Origin of the sequence: Pseudomonas fluorescens (genome assembly GCF_030344995.1) — a bacterium.
GTDB lineage: Bacteria > Pseudomonadota > Gammaproteobacteria > Pseudomonadales > Pseudomonadaceae > Aquipseudomonas > Aquipseudomonas fluorescens_BF.
Genome location: NZ_CP128260.1, coordinates 2544754 through 2565045, shown reverse-complemented (window position 1 = coordinate 2565045; position 20292 = coordinate 2544754). Strand labels below are relative to the sequence as shown.

Annotated in this window: 17 protein-coding genes; 5 read left to right on the top strand and 12 right to left on the bottom strand. The window is 61.5% G+C overall.

What is annotated here, in order from left to right; translation table 11 throughout:
- Window positions 1–107: 107 nt before the first annotated feature.
- Window positions 108–1007, bottom strand: coding sequence for a LysR family transcriptional regulator (locus QR290_RS11575; RefSeq protein ID WP_289204951.1), 900 nt, complete (start codon window positions 1005–1007; stop codon window positions 108–110).
- Window positions 1008–1169: 162 nt separating this feature from the next.
- Here QR290_RS11575 and QR290_RS11570 point away from each other — a divergent pair, with 162 nt between their 5' ends.
- Both QR290_RS11570 and QR290_RS11565 read left to right on the top strand, forming a co-directional pair.
- Window positions 1170–2186, top strand: a complete 1017-nt coding sequence (locus QR290_RS11570) for an alpha/beta hydrolase (RefSeq protein ID WP_289204950.1) — start codon at window positions 1170–1172, stop codon at window positions 2184–2186.
- 63 nt (window positions 2187–2249) lie between these two features.
- Window positions 2250–3677, top strand: coding sequence for a mechanosensitive ion channel family protein (locus QR290_RS11565; RefSeq protein WP_289204949.1), 1428 nt, complete (start codon window positions 2250–2252; stop codon window positions 3675–3677).
- A 273-nt stretch (window positions 3678–3950) separates the two neighbouring features.
- Here the strand turns inward: QR290_RS11565 and ycaC are convergent, their stop codons facing one another.
- The 6 genes from ycaC to QR290_RS11535 all read right to left on the bottom strand — a co-directional run bounded on the left by ycaC (window position 3951) and on the right by QR290_RS11535 (window position 10536).
- The gene (gene ycaC, locus QR290_RS11560; protein ID WP_011333417.1) at window positions 3951–4577 is read right to left on the bottom strand and encodes an isochorismate family cysteine hydrolase YcaC; all 627 of its coding nucleotides are present in this window, start codon (window positions 4575–4577) and stop codon (window positions 3951–3953) included.
- 66 nt (window positions 4578–4643) lie between these two features.
- Entirely contained in the window at window positions 4644–6482 is a 1839-nt protein-coding gene (locus QR290_RS11555) for an amidohydrolase (protein WP_085747770.1), read from the bottom strand.
- Between the two features lie 45 nt (window positions 6483–6527).
- Window positions 6528–7154, bottom strand: a complete 627-nt coding sequence (locus tag QR290_RS11550) for an antibiotic biosynthesis monooxygenase (RefSeq protein WP_289204948.1) — start codon at window positions 7152–7154, stop codon at window positions 6528–6530.
- On the bottom strand, window positions 7147–7563 hold the full coding sequence (locus tag QR290_RS11545) for a DoxX family protein (protein WP_085698570.1): 417 nt from the start codon (window positions 7561–7563) through the stop codon (window positions 7147–7149). Before QR290_RS11545 ends, QR290_RS11550 begins: the two co-directional genes overlap by 8 nt.
- A gap of 175 nt (window positions 7564–7738) precedes the next feature.
- Window positions 7739–9487 (bottom strand): hypothetical protein, encoded by a 1749-nt coding sequence (locus QR290_RS11540; RefSeq protein ID WP_289204947.1) that lies wholly within the window; start codon window positions 9485–9487, stop codon window positions 7739–7741.
- Between the two features lie 125 nt (window positions 9488–9612).
- Complete coding sequence (locus QR290_RS11535) at window positions 9613–10536, bottom strand: LysR family transcriptional regulator (RefSeq protein WP_289204946.1); 924 nt, start codon at window positions 10534–10536, stop codon at window positions 9613–9615.
- A 209-nt stretch (window positions 10537–10745) separates the two neighbouring features.
- Here QR290_RS11535 and QR290_RS11530 point away from each other — a divergent pair, with 209 nt between their 5' ends.
- On the top strand, window positions 10746–11147 hold the full coding sequence (locus tag QR290_RS11530; protein ID WP_007956080.1) for a helix-turn-helix domain-containing protein: 402 nt from the start codon (window positions 10746–10748) through the stop codon (window positions 11145–11147).
- Between the two features lie 7 nt (window positions 11148–11154).
- Here QR290_RS11530 and QR290_RS11525 read toward each other — a convergent pair whose 3' ends face one another.
- Entirely contained in the window at window positions 11155–11724 is a 570-nt protein-coding gene (locus QR290_RS11525) for a flavodoxin family protein (RefSeq protein ID WP_289204945.1), read from the bottom strand.
- A gap of 333 nt (window positions 11725–12057) precedes the next feature.
- Here QR290_RS11525 and QR290_RS11520 point away from each other — a divergent pair, with 333 nt between their 5' ends.
- Window positions 12058–14844 carry an ATP-binding protein gene (locus QR290_RS11520; protein WP_289204944.1) on the top strand — a complete coding sequence of 929 codons (2787 nt, stop codon included), beginning with the start codon at window positions 12058–12060 and terminating at the stop codon, window positions 14842–14844.
- Here QR290_RS11520 and QR290_RS11515 read toward each other — a convergent pair.
- Window positions 14806–16278 (bottom strand): ATP-binding protein, encoded by a 1473-nt coding sequence (locus QR290_RS11515; protein WP_289204943.1) that lies wholly within the window; start codon window positions 16276–16278, stop codon window positions 14806–14808. The two genes, QR290_RS11520 and QR290_RS11515, sit on opposite strands and share 39 nt — an antisense overlap.
- Window positions 16279–16368: 90 nt before the next feature.
- Window positions 16369–17319 carry a GlxA family transcriptional regulator gene (locus QR290_RS11510; protein WP_115079916.1) on the bottom strand — a complete coding sequence of 317 codons (951 nt, stop codon included), beginning with the start codon at window positions 17317–17319 and terminating at the stop codon, window positions 16369–16371.
- 211 nt (window positions 17320–17530) lie between these two features.
- Between QR290_RS11510 and QR290_RS11505 the strand changes: the two genes are divergently transcribed.
- The gene (locus tag QR290_RS11505) at window positions 17531–18253 is read left to right on the top strand and encodes a pirin family protein (RefSeq protein ID WP_085689135.1); all 723 of its coding nucleotides are present in this window, start codon (window positions 17531–17533) and stop codon (window positions 18251–18253) included.
- Window positions 18254–18303: 50 nt separating this feature from the next.
- Here QR290_RS11505 and QR290_RS11500 read toward each other — a convergent pair whose 3' ends face one another.
- Both QR290_RS11500 and QR290_RS11495 read right to left on the bottom strand, forming a co-directional pair.
- Complete coding sequence (locus QR290_RS11500) at window positions 18304–19032, bottom strand: hypothetical protein (RefSeq protein WP_240321681.1); 729 nt, start codon at window positions 19030–19032, stop codon at window positions 18304–18306.
- 327 nt (window positions 19033–19359) lie between these two features.
- Window positions 19360–20235, bottom strand: coding sequence for a LysR family transcriptional regulator (locus tag QR290_RS11495; protein ID WP_115077240.1), 876 nt, complete (start codon window positions 20233–20235; stop codon window positions 19360–19362).
- Window positions 20236–20292 lie beyond the last annotated feature (57 nt).

Here is a 20292-nt window from a genome sequence, read left to right as displayed (position 1 = left end):
CCCCTGTGGGAGCGGGCTTGCTCGCGAAGACGTCAGGTCCGTCACTCCTGTATTGACTGATCCACCGCTTTCGCGAGCAAGCCCGCTCCCACAATGTTTTGTAGCGCCTACAAAACGCCTTTTGTCTGATCCAGCCGCTCACGCAAAAACTCGATCAACGCCTGCACCGGCCTCGACGCCTGACGATGCTGCGGGTACACCGCCGACAGCGTCAGCGGTTCCGGTCGAAAGCCATCCAGCACCGGCACCAGCCGCCCATCCTTCAACGCCGCGCCGACAATGAACGTCGGCAGATAGGTAATCCCCATCCCCGCCACCGCCGCATCCCGCAGCAACTCACCGTTGTTGACGCGCATCCGCCCGGTGACATTTACCAGCAGCGGCTTGCCCTGCCCCGCGTTGAACCGCCACTGCACCGAACGCCCGTGGCCATAAGGCAGGCAGTCGTGGCCCAGCAGATCTTCCGGTTTGAGCGGCGTACCGCGCTCGGCCAGATACGCAGGACTGGCGCAGTACACCCGCTCGATTGACGCGATGCGGCGGGCGATCAGGGTCGAGTCTTCCAGCACGCCGATACGCAGCGCCAGGTCGTAACCCTCACCCAGCAGATCCACCGGCCGGTCACTCAGGTCCACTTCCACCGTGACCTCGCGATAACGCTGCAGAAACGGCGGCAGCAGGCAGCCCAGATGCGCCAGCGCAAACGACAGCGGCGCACTCACGCGAATCGCCCCACGCGGCTCGGCGGTCTGCCCGGCAATGCCCTGCTCCACCGACTCCACTTCGCCGAGCAAGCGCAGCGCCGACTCGTAATAGCTCTGGCCCAGCGGCGTCACGTCCAGGCGCCGGGTCGAGCGGTTGAGCAATCGCACGCCGAGGCGCTCCTCCAGTTGCATCAACCGACGGCTGACGAACTGCTTGGACAGACCCAATTGATCCGCCGCCGCCGTGAAGCTGCCGGAGTCCATCACCTGGCAAAAAATACGCATGTCTTCGAACGGGTTCATTGTCACTCTCTGGTTGACAGTTAAACGCTTTATAGCCGCTTTTTCACTTTCCGGCACCTCATTAATCTGTGCTCACGGTGTTGCTGAGGCCTGAAGCCCAGCGCCACAGCAGCCCGATCCCAAGGCATACAAAAACTCAAACGACTTAAAAAGGAGTTACACATGAACATCAAGAAAACCCTCGCCGCTTCCCTCCTCGCCCTGTCGATCGGCAACGCCTTCGCCGCCGAAAGCACTGGCGTCGAACACAACACCCAGGCCTTCCTCGACGCCCTCGCCGCCGGCGGTGGCAAACCGCTGGAGCAACTGAGCCCGAAAGACGCCCGTGCGGTGCTGACCGGCGCCCAGGCTTCGGTGAAGGTTGACCTGTCCGGTGTTGAAGTCAGCGACAAGGCGATCAAGGTCGACGGCCAGACGATCAACCTGAAAGTGGTGCGTCCGGCCAAGGTCAAGGGCGAGTTGCCGGTGTTCATGTTCTTCCACGGTGGCGGCTGGGTGCTGGGCGACTTCCCGACGCACCAACGCTTGATCCGAGATCTGGTGGTGGGTTCTGGCGCGGTCGCGGTGTACGTCGACTACACGCCGTCGCCGGAAGCGCAGTACCCAACCGCGATCAATCAGGCTTACGCCGCGACAAAGTGGGTGGCGGAGCACGGCAAGGACATTGGTGTCGACGGCAAGCGTCTGGCGGTGGCCGGCAACAGCGTCGGCGGCAACATGGCGGCGGTCGTGGCACTGATGGCCAAGGAACAGAAAACCCCGGCCCTGCGCTTCCAGTTGCTGATGTGGCCGGTGACCAATGCCGGGTTCGATAACGGCTCGTACCAGCAATTCGCCGAGGGCCACTTCCTGACCAAAGGCATGATGAAATGGTTCTGGGACAACTACACCACCAACCCGGCCGAGCGTGCGCAGATCCATGCCTCGCCGCTCAACGCCAGCGCCGAACAGCTCAAGGGCCTGCCCGCCGCGCTGGTGCAGACCGCCGAGTTCGACGTGCTGCGTGACGAAGGCGAAGGCTACGCCCGCCACCTCGACGCCGCCGGTGTGCCGGTGACTTCGGTGCGCTACAACGGGATGATTCACGACTTCGGCCTGCTCAACCCGCTGAACGGCATCCCCGAGGTGAAAGCCGCCGTGCGCCAGGCTGCGGCAGAACTCAAGACCCATCTGAACTGAGTGCAACCCCTCGCCACACCTTCGGGTGTGGCGTTTTCTTTTGTGCCCGCCGGAGTTCACCCCATGAGCCTTTTTTCTGCCCACCTGCTGTCCTGGAGCGCCCTGCTGCTGGTGCTCGACACCCTGCTCTGGCATCTCGTGCCGTTCAAGCATCGCGCGCAACGGGTCGCTGTGCGACTGGTGCTGTTTCTGGCCTTCAACGCACTGGTCATCAACGCCGGTGTCAGCCCGTTGCAGGCGCCAGTGTTCGTCGATGACCCGGTGGCACAACTCGGGGCGACGGCACTGGGGATTCTCTGGTGGCTGTATGCCGCACGGGTGCTCACCGAAGTCATCGGTCTGATCCTGATGCGCCGCATCGGCCACAGCGGCCGGCTGTTGCAGGACGTGATCGGTGCGCTGGTGTTTCTCGCGGCCATCGTCGCGGCGGCCGGGTATGTGCTGGATCTGCCGGTCAAAGGCCTGCTTGCGACCTCCGGCGTGGTGGCGATCGTCATCGGTCTGGCGCTGCAAAGCACGTTGGCCGACGTGTTTTCCGGCATCGTGCTCAACACCACCAAGCCGTATCAGGTGGATGATCTGGTGGTGATCGACGGCGTCGAAGGCAAGGTGCTCGACATCAACTGGCGCGCCACGCACCTGTTGACCAGCACCGGCACCCTGGCCGTGGTGCCGAACTCGGTGGCGGCCAAGGCCAAGATCGTCAACCTCAGCCGACCGAACAACCTGCACGGTGTGTCGATCAGCATCAAGGTGCCGAACCACATCCGCCCGCGCCGGGTGCTCGATGCCCTCGACCGCACGCTGCAAGGCAGCAGCAGTCTGCTGCTGTCGCCTGCGCCGAAAGCGGTGTTGAAAGAGGCCGGCGAAGAAATGTCCGAATACGTGGCCAGCGGTTTCATCGCCGAACTGGGCAAGAAAAGCGACGTGCGCAATCAACTGTTCGACCTCGCCCACCGCCATCTCGAAGCCGCCGGCATCTCGCGCCACCCGGACGGCGTGATCGAACCTTCCACCCGTGCCCGTGCGTTGCTCGATGAAGTGAAAATCTTCCGCTCGCTGAGCCATGAGGAACGCGATCGCCTCGCCGAGTCGATGGTCGCGCAGCAGTACAGCGCCGGGCAGGTGGTGCTCGATCTGGAGGAAGTCCCGGACAGCCTGTTCGTGATCGCCACCGGCGTGGTCAGCGCCAGCGTGCCGGACGGCAACGGTTTTACCGAGGCCGGGCGCATGGGGCCGAGTGAGGTCATGGGTGAACAGAGCATTCTGGCGGATACGCCTTCCCAGGCGACGTTCACCGCACTGACGTCGTCGATCATTTATCGCCTCGACAAGAACCTGACTCGCCAGTGCATGGAACAGCGCAGTGAAGTGGGTCGGGCGCTGAATAAATTGCAGGCGGTACGGCAGCAGAACAGTCGGTTGGCGTTGATGGCCAAGCCTGCGCCGGTTCGCAAGGGTGGGTTTTTGGGGTGGTTGCAGAAGCGCTGATGTTTGCGGGTTCAGAATCGTTGCCACCTTCAAGATCTACCCCCTCACCCCAGCCCTCTCCCCCAGGGGGGCGAGGGGGAAAGGGAGCCGATCTCCATGAAGTTCAGATCCTGAGTTCGACTCGATTTCTCAGGTCAGCGCACCTCTCACAAACACCTCGGTCAGTCCCCTCTCCCTCCGGGAGAGGGTTAGGGTGAGGGCCATCTTTGAAATGAAAACCAAATCTCAGGAACAAAAAATGCCCGCTCTTCAGCGGGCATTTTCCTCAACCAATCACTTGGCAGTGAACTTGGTATAGCTGTTGATCAGGTTGCGATAGTTAGGCAGACGCTGGGACAGCAGATTCGCCAGGCCTTCCATGTCGTTGCGCCAGTCGCCTTGCAGCTCGCAAGCCACAGCAAACCAGTTCAACAGATGCGCACCAGCCGCCGACATGCGCGCCCAAGCCGCCTGTTGCACGGTGGTGTTGAAAGTGCCGGAAGCGTCAGTCACCACGAACACTTCGAAGCCTTCAGCGATGGCCGACAGGGTCGGGAACGCCACGCACACGTCAGTCACCACACCCGCGATGATCAGTTGCTTGCGGCCGGTGGCCTTGATGGCCTTGACGAAGTCTTCGTTGTCCCAGGCGTTGATCTGGCCAGGACGGGCAATGAACGGGGCGTCCGGGAATTGCTCTTTCAGCTCAGGCACGATCGGGCCGTTCGGGCCGCTGTCGAAGCTGGTGGTGAGGATGGTCGGCAGGTTGAAGAACTTGGCGATGTCACCCAGCGCCAGCACGTTGTTCTTGAACTCGTTCGGCGAGAAATCCTGCACCAGCGAAATCAGACCGGTCTGGTGGTCGACCAGCAGGACCACGGCGTCGTCTTTGTTCAGGCGTTTGTAAGGAACGTTGCTCATGTGAAACTCCTCGGGGATGGGTGATGCGGCAAGCGCCGGCCGCGAAGACCGGCGCCGTTTACGGGATCAGAAAGCGAAGCAGGAGCAACCGAACGCGCCCCAGAAACCGGCGAAATCGCTGACCGGCGCGTTCGACATCCGCGCTTTTTCATGGCTGTGGGTATGCACCGCGCACGGGCCGCTGCACTGGTGAACCTGGGCCTGCAAGGGCGAATTCGGGCGCCAGTGGCCAGGGACTTTCACCACTGGCGACCAATCCGGCAGCACCGGCAATGCACGTGGGCCGAGGTCTTCGAAGTCGCCGGCGGAATAAACGATCTTGCCGCCGACCACGGTCAGCACCGACTCGATCCACTTGATCGCTTCTTCCTCGACATGGAAGAAGTCCGCGCTCAGCGCCGCCAGATCCGCCAGTTGCCCGACCTTGATCTGGCCCTTCTTGCCCTGCTCGGACGAGAACCAGGCGCTGCCGTGGGTGAACAGTTCCAGCGCGGTGGTGCGTGGCAAACCTTCTTCGTACAGCGCCAGACCACCAACAGTGCGACCGCTGACCATCCAGTACAGCGAAGTCCACGGGTTGTAGCTGGAAACACGGGTGGCATCGGTGCCCGCACCGACCGGCACGCCTTCGGCGAGCATGCGTTTGATCGGTGGCGTGGCTTCGGCGGCTTGCTTGCCGTAGCGGTCGACGAAGTATTCGCCCTGGAACGCCATGCGATCCTGAATCGCGATGCCGCCGCCCAGCGCTTTCACTCGCTCGATGTTCTGCGGGGTGATGGTTTCGGCGTGATCGAAGAACCACGGCAAACCGTTGAACGGAATGTCGCGGTTGACCTTCTCGAACACATCCAGCATGCGGCTGATGGATTCGTTGTAGGTGGCGTGCAGACGGAACGGCCAGCGCTGCTCGACCAGGTGGCGCACCACCGGCTCCAGTTCCTGTTCCATGGTTTGCGGCAGGTCCGGGCGCGGTTCGAGGAAGTCTTCGAAGTCCGCTGCCGAGAACACCAGCATCTCGCCGGCGCCGTTGTGGCGCAGGAAGTCATCGCCCTGATGCAACTTGACGCTGCCGGTCCAGTTCTGGAAATCGGTCAGCTCTTCTTTCGGCTTCTGGGTGAACAGGTTGTAGGCGATGCGCACGGTCAACTGGTCGTCTTTGGCCAGTTGTTCGATCACCTGATAATCGTCCGGGTAGTTCTGGAAACCGCCGCCGGCATCGATGGCGCTGGTCAGGCCGAGGCGATTGAGTTCGCGCATGAACTGACGGGTCGAGTTGACCTGATATTCCAGTGGCAGCTTCGGCCCCTTGGCCAGCGTCGAGTACAGAATCATCGCGTTCGGCCGCGCCACCAGCATGCCGGTCGGGTTGCCGTTGGCATCACGCACAATCTCGCCACCCGGCGGGTTCGGCGTGTCACGGGTGTAACCGGCGACGCGCAACGCAGCGCGGTTGAGCAGCGCGCGGTCGTACAGGTGCAGGATGAACACCGGGGTGTCCGGCGCCGCCTGGTTGATTTCTTCAAGGGTCGGCATGCGCTTTTCGGCGAACTGGAATTCGTTCCAGCCACCGACCACGCGTACCCATTGCGGGGTCGGCGTGCGGTCGGCCTGATCCTTGAGCATGCGCAGCGCATCGGCCAGCGACGGCACGCCTTCCCAGCGCAGTTCGAGGTTGTAGTTCAAACCACCACGGATCAGGTGCAGGTGCGAGTCGTTGAGACCGGGAATCACGCAGCGGCCCTTGAGGTCGACCACTTGCGTACCGGCGCCGCGCAGAGCCATGGCTTGCGTATCGTTACCGACGACGACAAAGCGGCCGTCCTTGATCGCCACGGCACTGGCGAGAGGTTTTTCGCGGTCTACCGTATGAAATTGGCCATTGAACAGAATCAGATCGGCGTTCATCGCAGTTCCTTCGAGATAAGTGAAACGGAGCCCGGACCCGCCGCTTCAGCGCGGCGGGTTGGCATTGGATTCGGGGTTTTTGTGTGACTGACCGGCTTCCAGCCACGGCGCGAACAGACGGGTCACGGGTGGCATGAACACGTAGACCACCGACACCACGATGGTCAGGGTGATCAGGAACGTGGCGACCACGTAGTTGGACAGAAAGGCATTGAGTTGCAGCAGCGGCCCCCAGATCAGCGGCACCAGCAAGGTGTGCGGCAGGATCACCAGCAGCGTGACCACGGCCTGCTTCCAGCGCGGTGGCGGCGAACCGGCCTCCGCCGTCGGCGTGAACCAGAATTCGTTGGCCGCATTGACTTCGGTCTGGTCGCCGTCGGCGAGCATTGGTGCCGCTTCGTCGATCAGCTTCTGACGCTGCGGCGAATAGAGCCAACGCTGCATCGCGTCGGTCGAGCAATAACGCAGCACGCAGGTAAACAGTGCGAGGCCGCCCTGCTGGCTGCGCATCACGTCCACACCCAGATGCCCTTCTTCGCGCCCCGCCACGCTGACGATATTGCGCAGCCAGGCTTCGTAGGGCGCTTCAAAACCGGCCTTGACCCGGTGCTTGACGATCAGCGTCACGGTTTCTTCGGGTCCCGGTTTTTTCAGGGTCTGGGCATCAGGCATAACGGAGTACTCCGGGCAAACGAACATTGAGCGCCAGCCGTCCGGGCCCGGCGATCAGAACAGTGGTGAAGAGAATCAACAGCAACCAGCCGAACTGCCCTTCGGCCACACTCCATTGCGGATGCACAAGCAGCAGCGCCACCAGCAGCACAAACAGAATAGGCAAGCACGCCAGACGCGCCAGCACCCCGGCGACGATCAGCAGCGGACAGAGGACTTCGGCGAAGATCGCCAGAATCAAAGTGAGGTGGGCACCGAGGTGGAACGGGTCTTCGATCAGTTGCAGCTGCGCGGTGAAGTCCAGCAACTTGGGCAAGCCGTGGACGAACAGCAGAAACAACCCGCCGGTCACCCGCAGGAAGAGCAGGCCGAGGTTCTGCGCCTGGTCATTGCGTTGTACAGCGTTCATGGATCCACCCTTGATCAATCATTGCAGGGAATAGTGCAACGATTGATCGGGGGGAAATTGGATGGATGTGCTCTCTTTGCTCTTGATCGATCGCTCCCACGTTCTGCGCGGGAATGCAGCCGGGATGCTCCGCGTCCCAACCGTCCAAAGCCGAAGACCTTATTCCCTCCTCCGGTCAGCGCGTGTCCACGATGGTGTACCGACGCGGTTCGAAAACCGTGACTGCCGTCGAGCTCGGCACTTGATCAGTTCTCACTGTGAACAGGATGCTCACCAGTGTCCCGACCCCGAGCGACAGCAGATAGTCGGCCGGGAGTCTGAAGGTGTAGCCCGGATTCGTGACCCAGGCCTGATGAACCGAATTGCGATCGGGTGTCCAGAGACTTCGATTGTTCTCGGTGCCATTGGCCGTGAAGCCCATCAGGGTGAGTTCCAGTCGTTGGCCTCTCGCTATGTGTATCCAGTTGCCGAAAGTCAGGTTCGCTCCGGCCACGATGTCCTTCTTGTCCAGTTCGAGAGTGTCTTTGGCCTCGTCGATCACTGGGGATATGAGCAAGTTGCTCGAGATCGGCAGCACGGATAGCGCCAAGGGTTGCAACTGCACCGCCGGTGCACCGCCGCGTACGTAGGAGGCGGTGGCTTCAACGGTTTTACCGATGCTGAAGGCCACCAAAGAGACAGGCGCCGTTAGTTCTCTGGGCGTAGCACCCACAGCGACCGGCAGCGAGGTATACGAACCCGCCGCTGGCGTGCCGGGCGCCGCGATCCAGCGCAGGCTGACCAGGTCGGCAGGCTGGCTCGGATAATCGAGCACAAACGTCAGCGTATTAATGGACGCAGAAGGATTCAAATGAGTGTTGCCGGTTGATTCCTTGATCCGCACTTCGCGGTTTTCCAGAACGTTGATCGTCCAGGATCTGGATACCCCTCCAGCGGCGTACCGACCTGTGAAGACGTGAAGGCCCGTGGTCAAGCCGGCGGCCAAATATTCCCACGCCCCGGCAATCACCGGAGCTGTTCCAAGCCGTGTTTCCCCATCAAAAACAATAACTGGCTCTGTGGCTACCCCGAACAAGGTGACGCGGGTGGACAGCGTTTCACCTTGATCGGCGACTTCTCGACCGTCCGGATCAACGATCCGCTCGATCCTTGGCGCGCTCGTGGGGTCCGTCAGGACGATGTAGTTTCGGTGGGCAAAGGGTTGGGCAAAAGACGGATCCTGACTGCCTTGCAACCCGACCATCAATATCAGGCTCAATACGCTGCCGTGCTTGAGACTCCGCAGATCCGTGGCGGGATGAGGCGTCTCGTAGTAGCCAAAACGGTTGAATTCATCCGCGATCACATTGCCCGGCGGCCCCCAATATGGCCGGTCAAAAACGCTGTTGTCGGCATTGATGCCAAGTAGACGTAACCAGAGAAATTGCCCCCTGGTACTCAGCGTCCATGCGTCGATCCGCAGAGTGAAACTACTCAAGCCATCAAGGTTCAGAAATCGCCCCTCGCCCAGCTGATCTGCCTCGGTGATCAAAGCCCTGGGCAAATCGCGTTGCGCCAGCGTCAAGACATACATCACCAGCGGATCGGAAGTCACCGGGGCAGCGTTGCCGCGAGTGATCGTATAAGTCACGATCACCGTTCTGCCCAAATTGAAGGTTGTCAGTGTGAACGGTAGCCGGATATGCATTGGCCGAACGGTGCCGGCGCTGACCGCAGAGGTGGTATGCGAGCCATTGCTCCCGGTGGCCGGGTCGCCGGTGAACATCACACTCACGCTGTCGCCGGGTTGCAGCGAAGGGTCCGTCACCTCGACCGTCAGTGTGTTGCGCACATTCTGCGGATCCAGCAGGAATGTGCTCGGGTTTTCCTGAATGGTCGGAGGCGGTGGCGCGGCGACGCTTGCGTTGGAGCTGTTGGCGGTCATCGTTCTTTCCCGGCGCGCGTGTGACATGGCCCTCGAAAGGCATTGGATCAATCACACACCCACACAAGGGCCAGCGCTACTGTCAGAACTTACAGGTCAAACACTCTTCCGGACGAACGGCGTACCTACACCACCGGAATATCCAGCGTCACCGACATGAACTGACTGATCCGCGACCGCAGCCATTTCTCTGCCGGGTCGTTGTCATGCACCCCGCTCCACGCCATCGACAGTTGCGCCGCATCAATCGGAAACGGCGGATCTTCAGCCCGCAACGTACAGCCTTCGACCAACGCACATGCCGCATAATCCGGCACGGTGGCAATCATCTCGGTGCCGGCGAGCAAAGCGCGCAAGCCACTGAATTGAGGAACCCCAAGCACCACGCGGCGACTGCGGCCGACCTTGGCCAGGTCCATGTCGATGTTGCCGCTCAGGTCCCCCGAGAACGACACCATGGCGTGAGGTCGCTCGCAGTACTCGTCAAGCGTGAGCGGCCCCGGACGGTCGTCGCCACGCAGAACCTTGCAGGGAATGTCGCGCAATTTCTTGCGCTTGGCGTTGGCGGGCAGATCGGTGGTGTAGCTCACGCCGACAGAAATTTCTCCCGATGCCAGCAACCCCGGCATCAGCAGGTAATTGGCGCGACGTACCACCACGACAATCCCCGGCGCCTCTTCCTGCAACTGGCGCAACAGCGGAGGAAACAGACCGAATTCGGCATCGTCCGACAAGCCGATGCGAAACACGTCGCAACTGGTCGCCGGATCGAACTCCTTGGCCCGGCTGACCGCGCCGGAAATCACGTCCATCGCCGGTTGCAGTTCCTGGAGAATCGCCAGCGCCCGCGCCGTCGGCTCCATGCCGCGACCGTTGCGCAGCAACAGCGGATCGTCGAACAGATCGCGCAAACGGCCCAGCGCCGCGCTCACCGCCGGCTGGCCCATGAACAGTTTTTCGGCGACGCGAGTCAGGTTCTTTTCGAACATCAGGGCTTCGAAAATCACCAGCAGGTTCATGTCGACGCGGCGCAGATCGTTTCGGTTCATGGGCGTGTTTTCCTTATTGGCCAGGCGCAAGTGCTGCGCACTTTACTTGATCGACGGTCATTCGAAACCGGCTTCGATGGCGGAATTAACAACGTTTAACTCGTCAGCCTTCGCCCCTCGCCAAACAATGAATCCCTCTGCGCAGCGTTGTTTTATTGACCTGAGGGAAAGCGCTGACCGTGCGTTCCCCACCGACACGGACCTTGGCCATGGCTCACTTACAGCAAACCGTCGCCCGCGCCCCTGCCAGCGAACCCCGCAAGACCAGCACCGGCGGTCTCAGCCCGCAGCGCGAGCGGCTGGTGAAGCAGCTGATCCTCGAACGCCTCGGCGACAGCCTTGAAGTCACCGAACTGGCCAGCGCGTGCTCACTCTCACGCAGCCATTTTTCCCGGGCGTTCAAGTGCAGCACCGGGTACTCGCCGCAAGACTGGATCCGCACCCAGCGCATTGCCCGGGCGAAGTTACTGATCCAGCACACCAACCACAGCCTCACGCAGATCAGCCTGGAATGCGGCTTCTGCGATCAGGCGCACTTCTGCCACATCTTCACCCGCAGCGAAGGGATCAATCCGTTTGCATGGCGTTGTCAGGTCATGAAAAACCGCTGAGGCGGTTTCAGCCCCGAGCCATCCGCTGAGCCAGTCGCGCCACCCGCTCGCCCAGGTGCGCGGCGGTTTGTTGGTCTTCCAAAGGAGGTACCTGCTCGGGCGGTTGTTCGACGCAGGATTGGGACATCGCGCCGAGAGAGCTGCCGAGGCGATTCAACTGGCCGTCGAACACACCTTCGCACGCACGCGCCGGCAGCAGATCGAGCCCGACCCAGATCATCGAATGCTGGGCGGCGAACACCGCCATTTGCAGCAACGTATTGAGCTTGTCGCCGCACAGGCTGCCGGAATTGGTGAAGCCCGCCGCGAGTTTGTCGCGCCATGGCCGGGCAAGATAGAACGAGGCCGTGGCCTCCATGAATTGCTTGAACGCGGCCGAGGCGCTGCCCATGTAGGTCGGCGCGCCGAAGATGATGGCGTCGGCGCGGTGCAGGTCATCCCAGTGGGCTTCGACGTCTTCCACCGCCAGCAACAGGCAGGAGCTGCCCACGTGGCGCTCAACACCCTGGGCCACTGCCTGCGCAATGACGCGGGTGTGCCCGTAGCCACTGTGATAGACCACCACTACCTTGCTCATCGCAGCGTCCTCCGGACGTATGCATTCCATTGCCCCGGAGTTTTGGCTCTGACGCGGGCGCGGACGAGTTAATCGTTGTTAATTTTTCCCGGCTGTCGGGTGAGCGGGCACAGGTTCTGCCCTTTAAATACAGTGGTGACGGCGCTGGATGCCGAGCGGCGCCCGAACGCGTGCCTCTCGCGCAAGTTGCACTGGCGGCAATTCCTGAGGAATATGCCCGGATACTGCGGATCAGACGGCTTGCGTGACCTTCGAGTCGCTCTGCGCCCTGCCCGTCACGGATTCTTCACCCCGACGGATCAGGATCATAAAAAACGTCGAAGGAGTGAGCGGTTGAGTCTTTCCCCGAATCAGGCCATCGGTTTCGGCCCCTATCGGATCCACCCCGGCGAGCGGCTGGTGCTTGAAGGCGACCAGCCTTTGCGCCTGGGCCGGCGCGCCATGGACATTCTGCTGATCCTGCTGGCCAACGCCGGCGAGGTGGTGAGCAAGCAGCAGCTGATCGCTGGCGTCTGGCCGGACAGTGTGGTGGAAGACATCAATCTGCGGGTACACATGGCGGCGCTGCGCAAGGCCCTTGGCGACGGTCAGGCCGGCCAGCGCTACATCGTCACGGTGGCGCAACGCGGTTACAGTTTCGTCGCGCCGGTCCTGTTGCAATCCATCGAACAACGCCCCGCCGCCGCCAACCTCGGCCAGCATAACCTGCCACTGCGTCGCACGCGGATGATCGGTCGCCAGTCGGTGGTCGACAGCCTGATGACCCAATTGCCGCGCCAGCGCTGCATCACCCTGGTCGGCCCCGGCGGCATCGGCAAGACCACCGTGGCCCTGCGCGTCGCCGAACAACTGATCGGCCGTTATCGCGACGGTATTCGTCTGCTGGACCTGGCACCGCTCAACGATCCGCGATCGATCTGCTCGCACCTCGCCGCCCTGCTGGACCTTTCGCTGCATGACAGCGAGCCGATGGCGTGCCTGATCAACAGCCTGCGCGAGCGGCAGATGCTGCTGGTGATCGACAACTGCGAGCATTTGATCGACGCCGTGGCGCTGCTCAGCGAAAGCATTCTGCGTGGCGCACCACAGGTGCACATTCTGGCCACCAGCCGCGAAAGCCTGCGTGCCGAAGGCGAGTATGTGCAGCGTCTGGAACCCCTCGATTGTCCACCACCGATTGCGGTGCTCGACCGCGATCAGGCGATGGGATTCTCCGCGCTGCAACTGTTTGTCGAACGGGCAATGGCGGCCCACGAACACTTTGAGCCGGGCAACGCTGATCTGCCCTTGATCATCGACATCTGTCGACGGCTGGATGGCATCCCGCTAGCACTGGAACTGGCCGCCGCGCAGGTGGCGGGCCTTGGGCTGGACGGATTGCTGAGTCAACTTCAGGGCCGTCTGCCGGCGGGCAATCAGACTCGTCTCGGCCGGCACGAAACCCTGCGCGCGACGCTGGACTGGAGCTTCAACCTGCTCAACGCCTGCGAGCAGACAGGCCTGCGCCGACTGGGTGTGTTTCGTGGCGCATTCACGCTGGAATCTGCGGCGGCGGTTATCGTCGGTCAGCACATCGAGCCGAACGAAGTGTTCGCCTCGATCACGCAACTGGTCGCCAAGTCGCTGCTCACCGTCGAGGTAGGTGATGAAGAGGTGTTCTATCGCCTGCTCGACACGACTCGCCGCTATGCCTTGGAAAAACTCGACCAGGCCGCGGAGCTCGGCGAAACCCGCGAACGCCATGCCGAACGCAGCCTGGCGCTGATGCATCAAGCCCAGGCCGATTGGGAAAACACGGCGACTGAAGTCTGGATCGAGCGCTACGCCCGTGGCCTCGAAGACCTGCGCGCGGCGCTCGAGTGGACACTCAATGACGCAGGCTCGCGCCCTCTCGGCGTGCGACTGACGGCGACCTCGGCGCCGTTGTGGCAGGAACTGTCCCTGCTCAAGGAGTACGGCGTTCACGTGCGTCGGGCCCTCGCGCTGCTGGCGTCATCCGACGAGCCCTGTCCGCGACTGGAAATCGCCTTGAAACTGGCCCTCGGCAGCGCCTGCTACCACACCTGGGGCGGCACACCGGAAACCATCGAAGCCTTCGTCAGCGCCCGTCTGCTGGCGCAACAGCACGACGACATGGCCGGGCAATTGCGCGCGGTGTCGGGGCACATGGCGGTCAACCTCAGTTGCGGGCATTACCAGATGGCGCTGGAGCAGAGCGAGCAATTCGAAAGCCTCGGAGTGCATGGCGATGCGCAATTGTCCCTGAGCACCCACCGCTTGCGGGTGCTCGCGTTGCATTACGCCGGCGATCAGCATCAGGCGCGAATTCACGCCGAACAGGTCATTCAACGCATGGCCCACAGCGACCACCTCAACCGCTTCACTCACGGTTTCGGCGTGCAATACGATCAGAGCGTCGCCTCACTGACCGTCCTCGCCCGGGTGCTGTGGCTGCAAGGCTTTCCCGAGCAGGCCTGGCGCACGGCGCGGCAGGCGCTGGACATCGCTGTGCAGATCAACCACGGCACCTCGATCTGCTACACCCTGGCACTCGCCTCGTGCCTGATCGCCCATTACAACGGCGACGTACAGAACGCACGCGCGCTGCTGCAACTGCTGCTCGAACAGGCGCAAAAGCATTCGGTGCTGCTCTTTTACACGTGGGCGCGACACTACGCGCAGGTGATCGACGCCGACAAGGCCCCCGCCATCTCGCCCGCCGACAGCGGTCTGGTCAGGGAGATCATGGTCACGCTGGATCCGGTTTTCGTTGATGATGCTTTGCTTGAGCGAGCACAAAGCGGAGCGGCTGGCTGGAGCACTGCGGAGATTTTGCGGGCCCGCGCCGAGCGATTGCTGGCGGCTGAATCGCCCTGCCATCACACGGTCGAAAGCGCCTTGCAGCAATCCCTTGAGATTGCCCGGACACAAGGCGCACTGGCCTGGGAACTGCGCAGCGCAACTTCGCTGGCTCAGTTGTGGCAGCGCCAGTCGCGCTACCGTGAGGCACTCGAATTGCTGACACCGATCTATCAGCGTTTCACCGAAGGCTATGCCACCCCGGACTTGCGCAAGGTGCGTTTACTGCTCGACGAACTGAGCGGTCAGTCGGCCGCTTGAGACTGGGCGGCTGCGGCTCAGATATCGCGCGTGCCGGAGCTCGACATCATTCAGTTCGCCGCCCTGCTCCAGTCGTTCGCGGGCATAGCGGCGCGTGGTGTTGAGCATTCGATAGCGCAGCGTCCCGCAGGATCGGTCCGTTGTCAGCAACGATTTGAATGCCAACTGCTCAACCACGGCCACCAATGTCGAGGGTGGCAATTGCGCGCAACTGATCACACCGATGGCGGCGTCGAGGGTGAACGCCATCTTGAACACCGACAACCTTTGCAGCACGCGTTGTTCCTGCTCGCTCAAGCGCTGATAGCTCCAGTCCAGCGCGGCCTTCATCGACTGATGGCGCGGCACGGCGGTGCGGCGGCCGTGACTCAGGACTTGCAGGCCTTGATCCAGTTGAGTCTGAAGGCCTACCAGCGCCAGCGCATCGATCTGCGCAGCTGCCAGTTCGATCGCCAGCGGCAGACCGTCGAGCCGTCGACAGATATCGCGCACCGTTTCCAGATCCTGCTCACGCAGACAGAAACCGTGTTGACGCGCACGGGCGCGACTGACAAACAGCTGCACCGCCGAATGGCCCATGACCTCATCGACGCTGTTAAGCGCCGTGGCTTTGGGAAGGGTCAGGGACGGCAGTGGTTGCAAGACTTCCAGACCGAGACGCAACGGTTCGCGGCTGGTGGCAAGAATCGACAGACGAGGGGCAGCGTCGAGCAGCGTTTCCAGCAGGCTCCGGCAGGCTTCGTGCAGGTGCTCGCAGTTATCCAGCACCAACAAGGCGTGGCGCGCGGCCAGCGTGGGGAAATCGATATCAAGGGTTTTCAGCAAGTGATCGAGGAGCGGAATGTCTTCGTCGATCAGCGACAGATCCACTTGCCACACGCCGTCGCGAAAATGCTGCAGCAGCAGTTCCGCTGCGCGCAGTGCCACGGTGCTCTTGCCGACGCCGGCAGGTCCCGTCACCGTCAGGAGCCGGGATAATGGCAGTTGGCGCACCAGACCGCCGACCAGAGAATCGCGCCCGGTGACCGGCGTCAGCCGTGCGGGCAAGTTGTGTTGGGGCGCTTGCAGACTTTCGAACACCACTTGGGCGACGCTGTCGCCCTGCACCGGCGCCACAAAGCTGTACCCGCATTGCGGCACATTGACGATGTAGCGTTGACCGTTCTCGCCGTCGCCGAGGGCCCGGCGCAATGCGGCGATGTGCACCCGCAGGTTGATCTCCTCGACCACCGAGGTCGGCCACACCAGCGCAATCAATTGTTCTTTGCTGACCACCCGCCCGGCGCGCTCGACCAGCACTTGCAGAATGTCCAGCGCGCGACCGCCCATGCGCAATTGCCGATCCCCTTCGAGGATCAGCCGTTGACGCAAATGAAACGCATACGGCCCGAAACGCAGGACCGACGCCGAGTTCAATTCGTTGAGGCTGTTCATGTCCGTTATCTTCGCAGGCCTCGATGACGGTACAACCACCACGCGGGGTCCAGCACGGACATCCGGATGCCCGTAACGGACAGAACCGCTCTAGCTGAACTGTTCGCGATATTGCGTCGGGGTCAGCCCGAGCTTTTCGCCGAACAGAAAACGCATGTGCCGCACGCTGCCGAAACCGCTTTTGTAGGCCACGGTCTTCAGCGGCAGATCGCTGGTTTCCAGCAGATTGCGCGCGCAATCGATGCGCGCACTTTGCAGGAATTCCATCGGCGTCATGTTGACCTCGCGGGCGAACACGCGGGCGAAATGCCGTGCACTCATGTTCGCAAGCCCCGCCATGCGCTCGACGGTGAAAGCTTCCTCCAGATGCTCCAGCACATGGTTCTGCACCCGGGTAATCGGTGTTTCCTGGGGCGCCACTGCCGCCATCAACGGACTGAACTGCGCTTGCCCGCCCTGACGCTTCATGACAACCAGCAACACCTTCGCCACGTCCTGAGCAATCTTTTTGCCATGATCGCGAGCGACCACCGCCAACGCCATATCGATGCCGGCTGTGACGCCCCCGGACGTGATCAGGTTGCGATCCTCGACGAAAATCTGGTCGGTCGCGACGTTCGCCTTCGGAAACCCCTTGATCAGGCGTTCGGTGTAATTCCAGTGGGTGGTCACACGATAGCCGTCGAGCAAACCGGCATGTCCAAGCACGAAAGCGCCGGTACAGATCGAGCCGTATTGCCCGGCACGTGTGACCGCGCGTTGCAGCCAGGCGAGCAACGGCGGGTGTTTTTCGTTGTAGGCGCCGGGGCCGCCCGGCACCAGCAACAAGTCATAGGACTCATCGGCTGCGTCGATGTGCCGATCGGTGTGCACGAGCACGCCATTGGACGCACGCAACGGCCCGCGCTCGGTGCCCAGGGTGGTCAGGTGATAGTGGGCTTCCGGCTTCAAGTAGCGGTTGGCAACCGAGAAGACCTCCAGCGGCCCGGCCATGTCGAGCAGCAGAAACTCCGGAAACAGCACCATAGCCACGGTCTTCATCGGGGTATCACCAAAATCCATGCAAAATCATAAGTCTGCGCATTATGGCCAGATACGGCTAAACCGTTGGAAAAGAATGCGTGATCCAGCGCACACAACTGTCAACCCAAACCGGACAGTATTTCAATTTTCACCTACTTATTGCATCACAAGGTAACCAGTAACCTTCTCCTCACTCGGACGAATCAACGTCCTGAAAGGAGATTTCATCATGCTGACCCTTCGTAAAGCTTCCGACCGCGGTCTGGCCAATCATGGCTGGTTGAAGTCGTTCCACACCTTTTCCTTCGCCAGCTACCGTGACCCGCGTGAACAGGGTTTCTCCGACCTGCTGGTGATCAACGATGACCGCGTCGCCGCCGGCAAGGGCTTCGGCCAACACCCCCACCGTGACATGGAGATTTTCTCCTATGTGCTTGAAGGCGCCCTGGAACACAAGGACACCCTCGGCACCGGTTCGGTGATCCGCCCCGGTGATGTGCAACTCATGAGCGCCGGCAGCGGCGTGGCCCACAGCGAGTTCAACCATTCGGCGACCAAGCCTGTGCACTTCCTGCAGATCTGGATCGTACCGGACGTCAGCGGCGCGAAACCGCGTTACCAGCAAGAACACTTCAGCGAACAGAAAAAACGTGGTCGCCTGCAACTGATCATTTCGCCCGAAGGCAGCCACGGTTCGTTAAAAGTGCGACAGGATGCACGGGTGTATGCCGGGCTGTTCGATGGCGAGGAAAGCGCCACCCTCAAGCTGCCTGCCAACCGCTACGCCTATGTACACGTTGCTCGCGGCAGCGTTGAACTGAACGGCGTGCAGTTGAAGGAAGGCGACGGCGTGCGGGTTCGTGAAGAACAGGCACTGACCCTGAGCAATGGCCAGGATGCCGAAGTCCTGGTGTTTGATCTGCGCCCGCAGGAACTGCCGGAAATGCCATGAATCGGTGGTTTCATCGCTCGAAAAAAACGGCCTTCGTTGAAGGCCGTTTTTCATTCTGCCGGCAAGGTCATCAGCACTGCCGGCGCAGGATTTTCAGCTTCTTTCACCGACTGAACCATGGCCAGGGTGGTCTGCATCGTGACGAGCACGTTTGCCTGATTCGCGTAATAAGAGCCCACGAGAATGGCAACCATCCCCAAAAAATGTACGGTAGTCGCTGCCCAGTAATTCACCTTGTTCGTCGAGACCATTCTGACTGCCTCGTCTATACGCTCCAGGGATCGGTCCATACGAGCCGTCATCAACGCATAACGTTTGTCGCGCTCCTTGTGAACCTTCGCCTGCGCCAGACGAATTTTTTGCTGGGTCTTCTCTCGTTCCTGCCAAGCCTTTTCATAGGCCTTTTCGCTTTCCAGCCGGGTCCTTTCACGCTCCTGGCGAAGGTCCTCCAGATAACGCTCCCGCGACAGGCGCACCTCTTCCTGCGCCCTTTCTCGCTCCAGCCGAACTTTTTCCTGAGACTGCTCTCGCTCCAGCCGAGCCTTTTCCTGAGACCGCTCGCGCTCCAGCCGAGCCGTTTCCTGAGAGCGCTCCTGCTCCAGCCGAGCTGTTTCCAGCTCCAACCGAGCCTCTTCCTGGGTCCGCTCTCGCTCCAACCGAACCTCTTCCTGGATCCGCTCTCGCTCCAATCGAGCAGCTTCCTGAGAATGCTCCTGCTCAAGCCGCGCCTTGTCCCGTTCGGCCTGCTGCATCAGAAAGCCATCGATCTTGGCGGACATGGACTCGATCCGTGCATCGATTCTTGTCTCGATGACTTCGATCCTGGCGCTGAATTCGTCTCGCGTTATGTAGTTCATAGACTCAGTACTATCCGTTTGCCCGGCCATGTCGCTTGCTTGAAATTGGCTGAATTCCCTTGCAATCAATTCCGCACCTCTGACGTTTATCAATACTTCCCTGGATTGATCACCTCGGAGTGTTTCACCTGCTCACTCCGGGTGTGAGAAACGATAGGGCCGGGTCAAAAAACTCACAAGCCGGCGGATTCTGGCGCTGTTGTAGGCAAGATCGTCAGCTGATGTAGCCGTCCTACACAGCCTCATGAACTACTCATTCTCCAGCACGAACGCTTCGACAATGTGTTCGATTACCGCCCTGACCCGCGCGGTATGGCGCAAATCCGCGTGGGTCACCAGCCACACTTCATAAGGCAACGGCCGCGTGCGCTCCGGCCACAGCCTGACCAGGCCATCGCGCTCGCCCATGTAGATCGGGATTTCTCCTACACCCAGCCCGGCGGCTATCGAGCGTCGTACCAGCAGGCTGGAGCTCAGACCGGCGACGATCCGCCCGCGAGTCACGGGTTCGGTCACCAGTGTCAGGTCCTTGTTGCCTTGCAGATACGGTTGGTACACCACCAGATCATGGCCCTCGAACGCACTGCCCGGCGCCGGCACGCCATGGCTGTCGACATAGGCCTGCGAGGCGAACAACCCCACCGGCCAACGCGCGATGCGCCGGGCAATCAGGTCCGGGTTATCCGGACGGGTGTTGCGCACGGCGATGTCCGCTTCACGTTTGGCCAGGCTGAGGATCTGTGTGGAGGCATCCAGGTGCACACGCACGTCCGGATGCTGTTCGTGCAATTGCGCGATGGCCGGAATCAGGAAATCGATGGCCAGCGAATCGGTGGTGCTGACACGCACACTGCCCGTCAGGCGGTCGTCCAGGCCCTGGATACGCCGCTCCAGCTCCAGCGCCGAATACTCCATTTTTTCCACCGACTTGAGCGCGGCTTCACCGACGGCCGTCAGCGCATAGCCCTCGGAGGTGCGCAGGAACAAGGTCGCGCCCAGCGACTTTTCCAGTGCCGTGATGCGTCGCCCCACCGTCGCTTGATCCACGCCCAGCACACGCGCGGCGCCGCGCAATGTCGACTCGCGGCAAACTGCAAGAAATACCCGTGCGTCATCCCAATTCATACCGTTCTCCATTGATGCATAAACGCATCACAACCACGCAAACTCGCTGCGTTATCG

Bases quoted from the DNA above. Each gene is read 5' to 3' on its own strand.
- QR290_RS11550 (WP_289204948.1), bottom strand. From the start codon at position 7,154: ATGCCTGATGCCCAGACCCTGAAAAAACCGGGACCCGAAGAAACCGTG.
- QR290_RS11530 (WP_007956080.1), top strand. From the start codon at position 10,746: ATGGCTCACTTACAGCAAACCGTCGCCCGCGCCCCTGCCAGCGAACCC.
- QR290_RS11565 (WP_289204949.1), top strand. From the start codon at position 2,250: ATGAGCCTTTTTTCTGCCCACCTGCTGTCCTGGAGCGCCCTGCTGCTG.
- QR290_RS11500 (WP_240321681.1), bottom strand. From the start codon at position 19,032: ATGTCCGCCAAGATCGATGGCTTTCTGATGCAGCAGGCCGAACGGGAC.
- QR290_RS11575 (WP_289204951.1), bottom strand. From the start codon at position 1,007: ATGAACCCGTTCGAAGACATGCGTATTTTTTGCCAGGTGATGGACTCC.
- QR290_RS11515 (WP_289204943.1), bottom strand. From the start codon at position 16,278: ATGAACAGCCTCAACGAATTGAACTCGGCGTCGGTCCTGCGTTTCGGG.
- QR290_RS11535 (WP_289204946.1), bottom strand. From the start codon at position 10,536: ATGAACCGAAACGATCTGCGCCGCGTCGACATGAACCTGCTGGTGATT.
- QR290_RS11555 (WP_085747770.1), bottom strand. From the start codon at position 6,482: ATGAACGCCGATCTGATTCTGTTCAATGGCCAATTTCATACGGTAGAC.
- QR290_RS11505 (WP_085689135.1), top strand. From the start codon at position 17,531: ATGCTGACCCTTCGTAAAGCTTCCGACCGCGGTCTGGCCAATCATGGC.
- QR290_RS11495 (WP_115077240.1), bottom strand. From the start codon at position 20,235: ATGAATTGGGATGACGCACGGGTATTTCTTGCAGTTTGCCGCGAGTCG.
- QR290_RS11540 (WP_289204947.1), bottom strand. From the start codon at position 9,487: ATGACCGCCAACAGCTCCAACGCAAGCGTCGCCGCGCCACCGCCTCCG.
- QR290_RS11525 (WP_289204945.1), bottom strand. From the start codon at position 11,724: ATGAGCAAGGTAGTGGTGGTCTATCACAGTGGCTACGGGCACACCCGC.
- QR290_RS11510 (WP_115079916.1), bottom strand. From the start codon at position 17,319: ATGAAGACCGTGGCTATGGTGCTGTTTCCGGAGTTTCTGCTGCTCGAC.
- QR290_RS11545 (WP_085698570.1), bottom strand. From the start codon at position 7,563: ATGAACGCTGTACAACGCAATGACCAGGCGCAGAACCTCGGCCTGCTC.
- QR290_RS11570 (WP_289204950.1), top strand. From the start codon at position 1,170: ATGAACATCAAGAAAACCCTCGCCGCTTCCCTCCTCGCCCTGTCGATC.
- ycaC (WP_011333417.1), bottom strand. From the start codon at position 4,577: ATGAGCAACGTTCCTTACAAACGCCTGAACAAAGACGACGCCGTGGTC.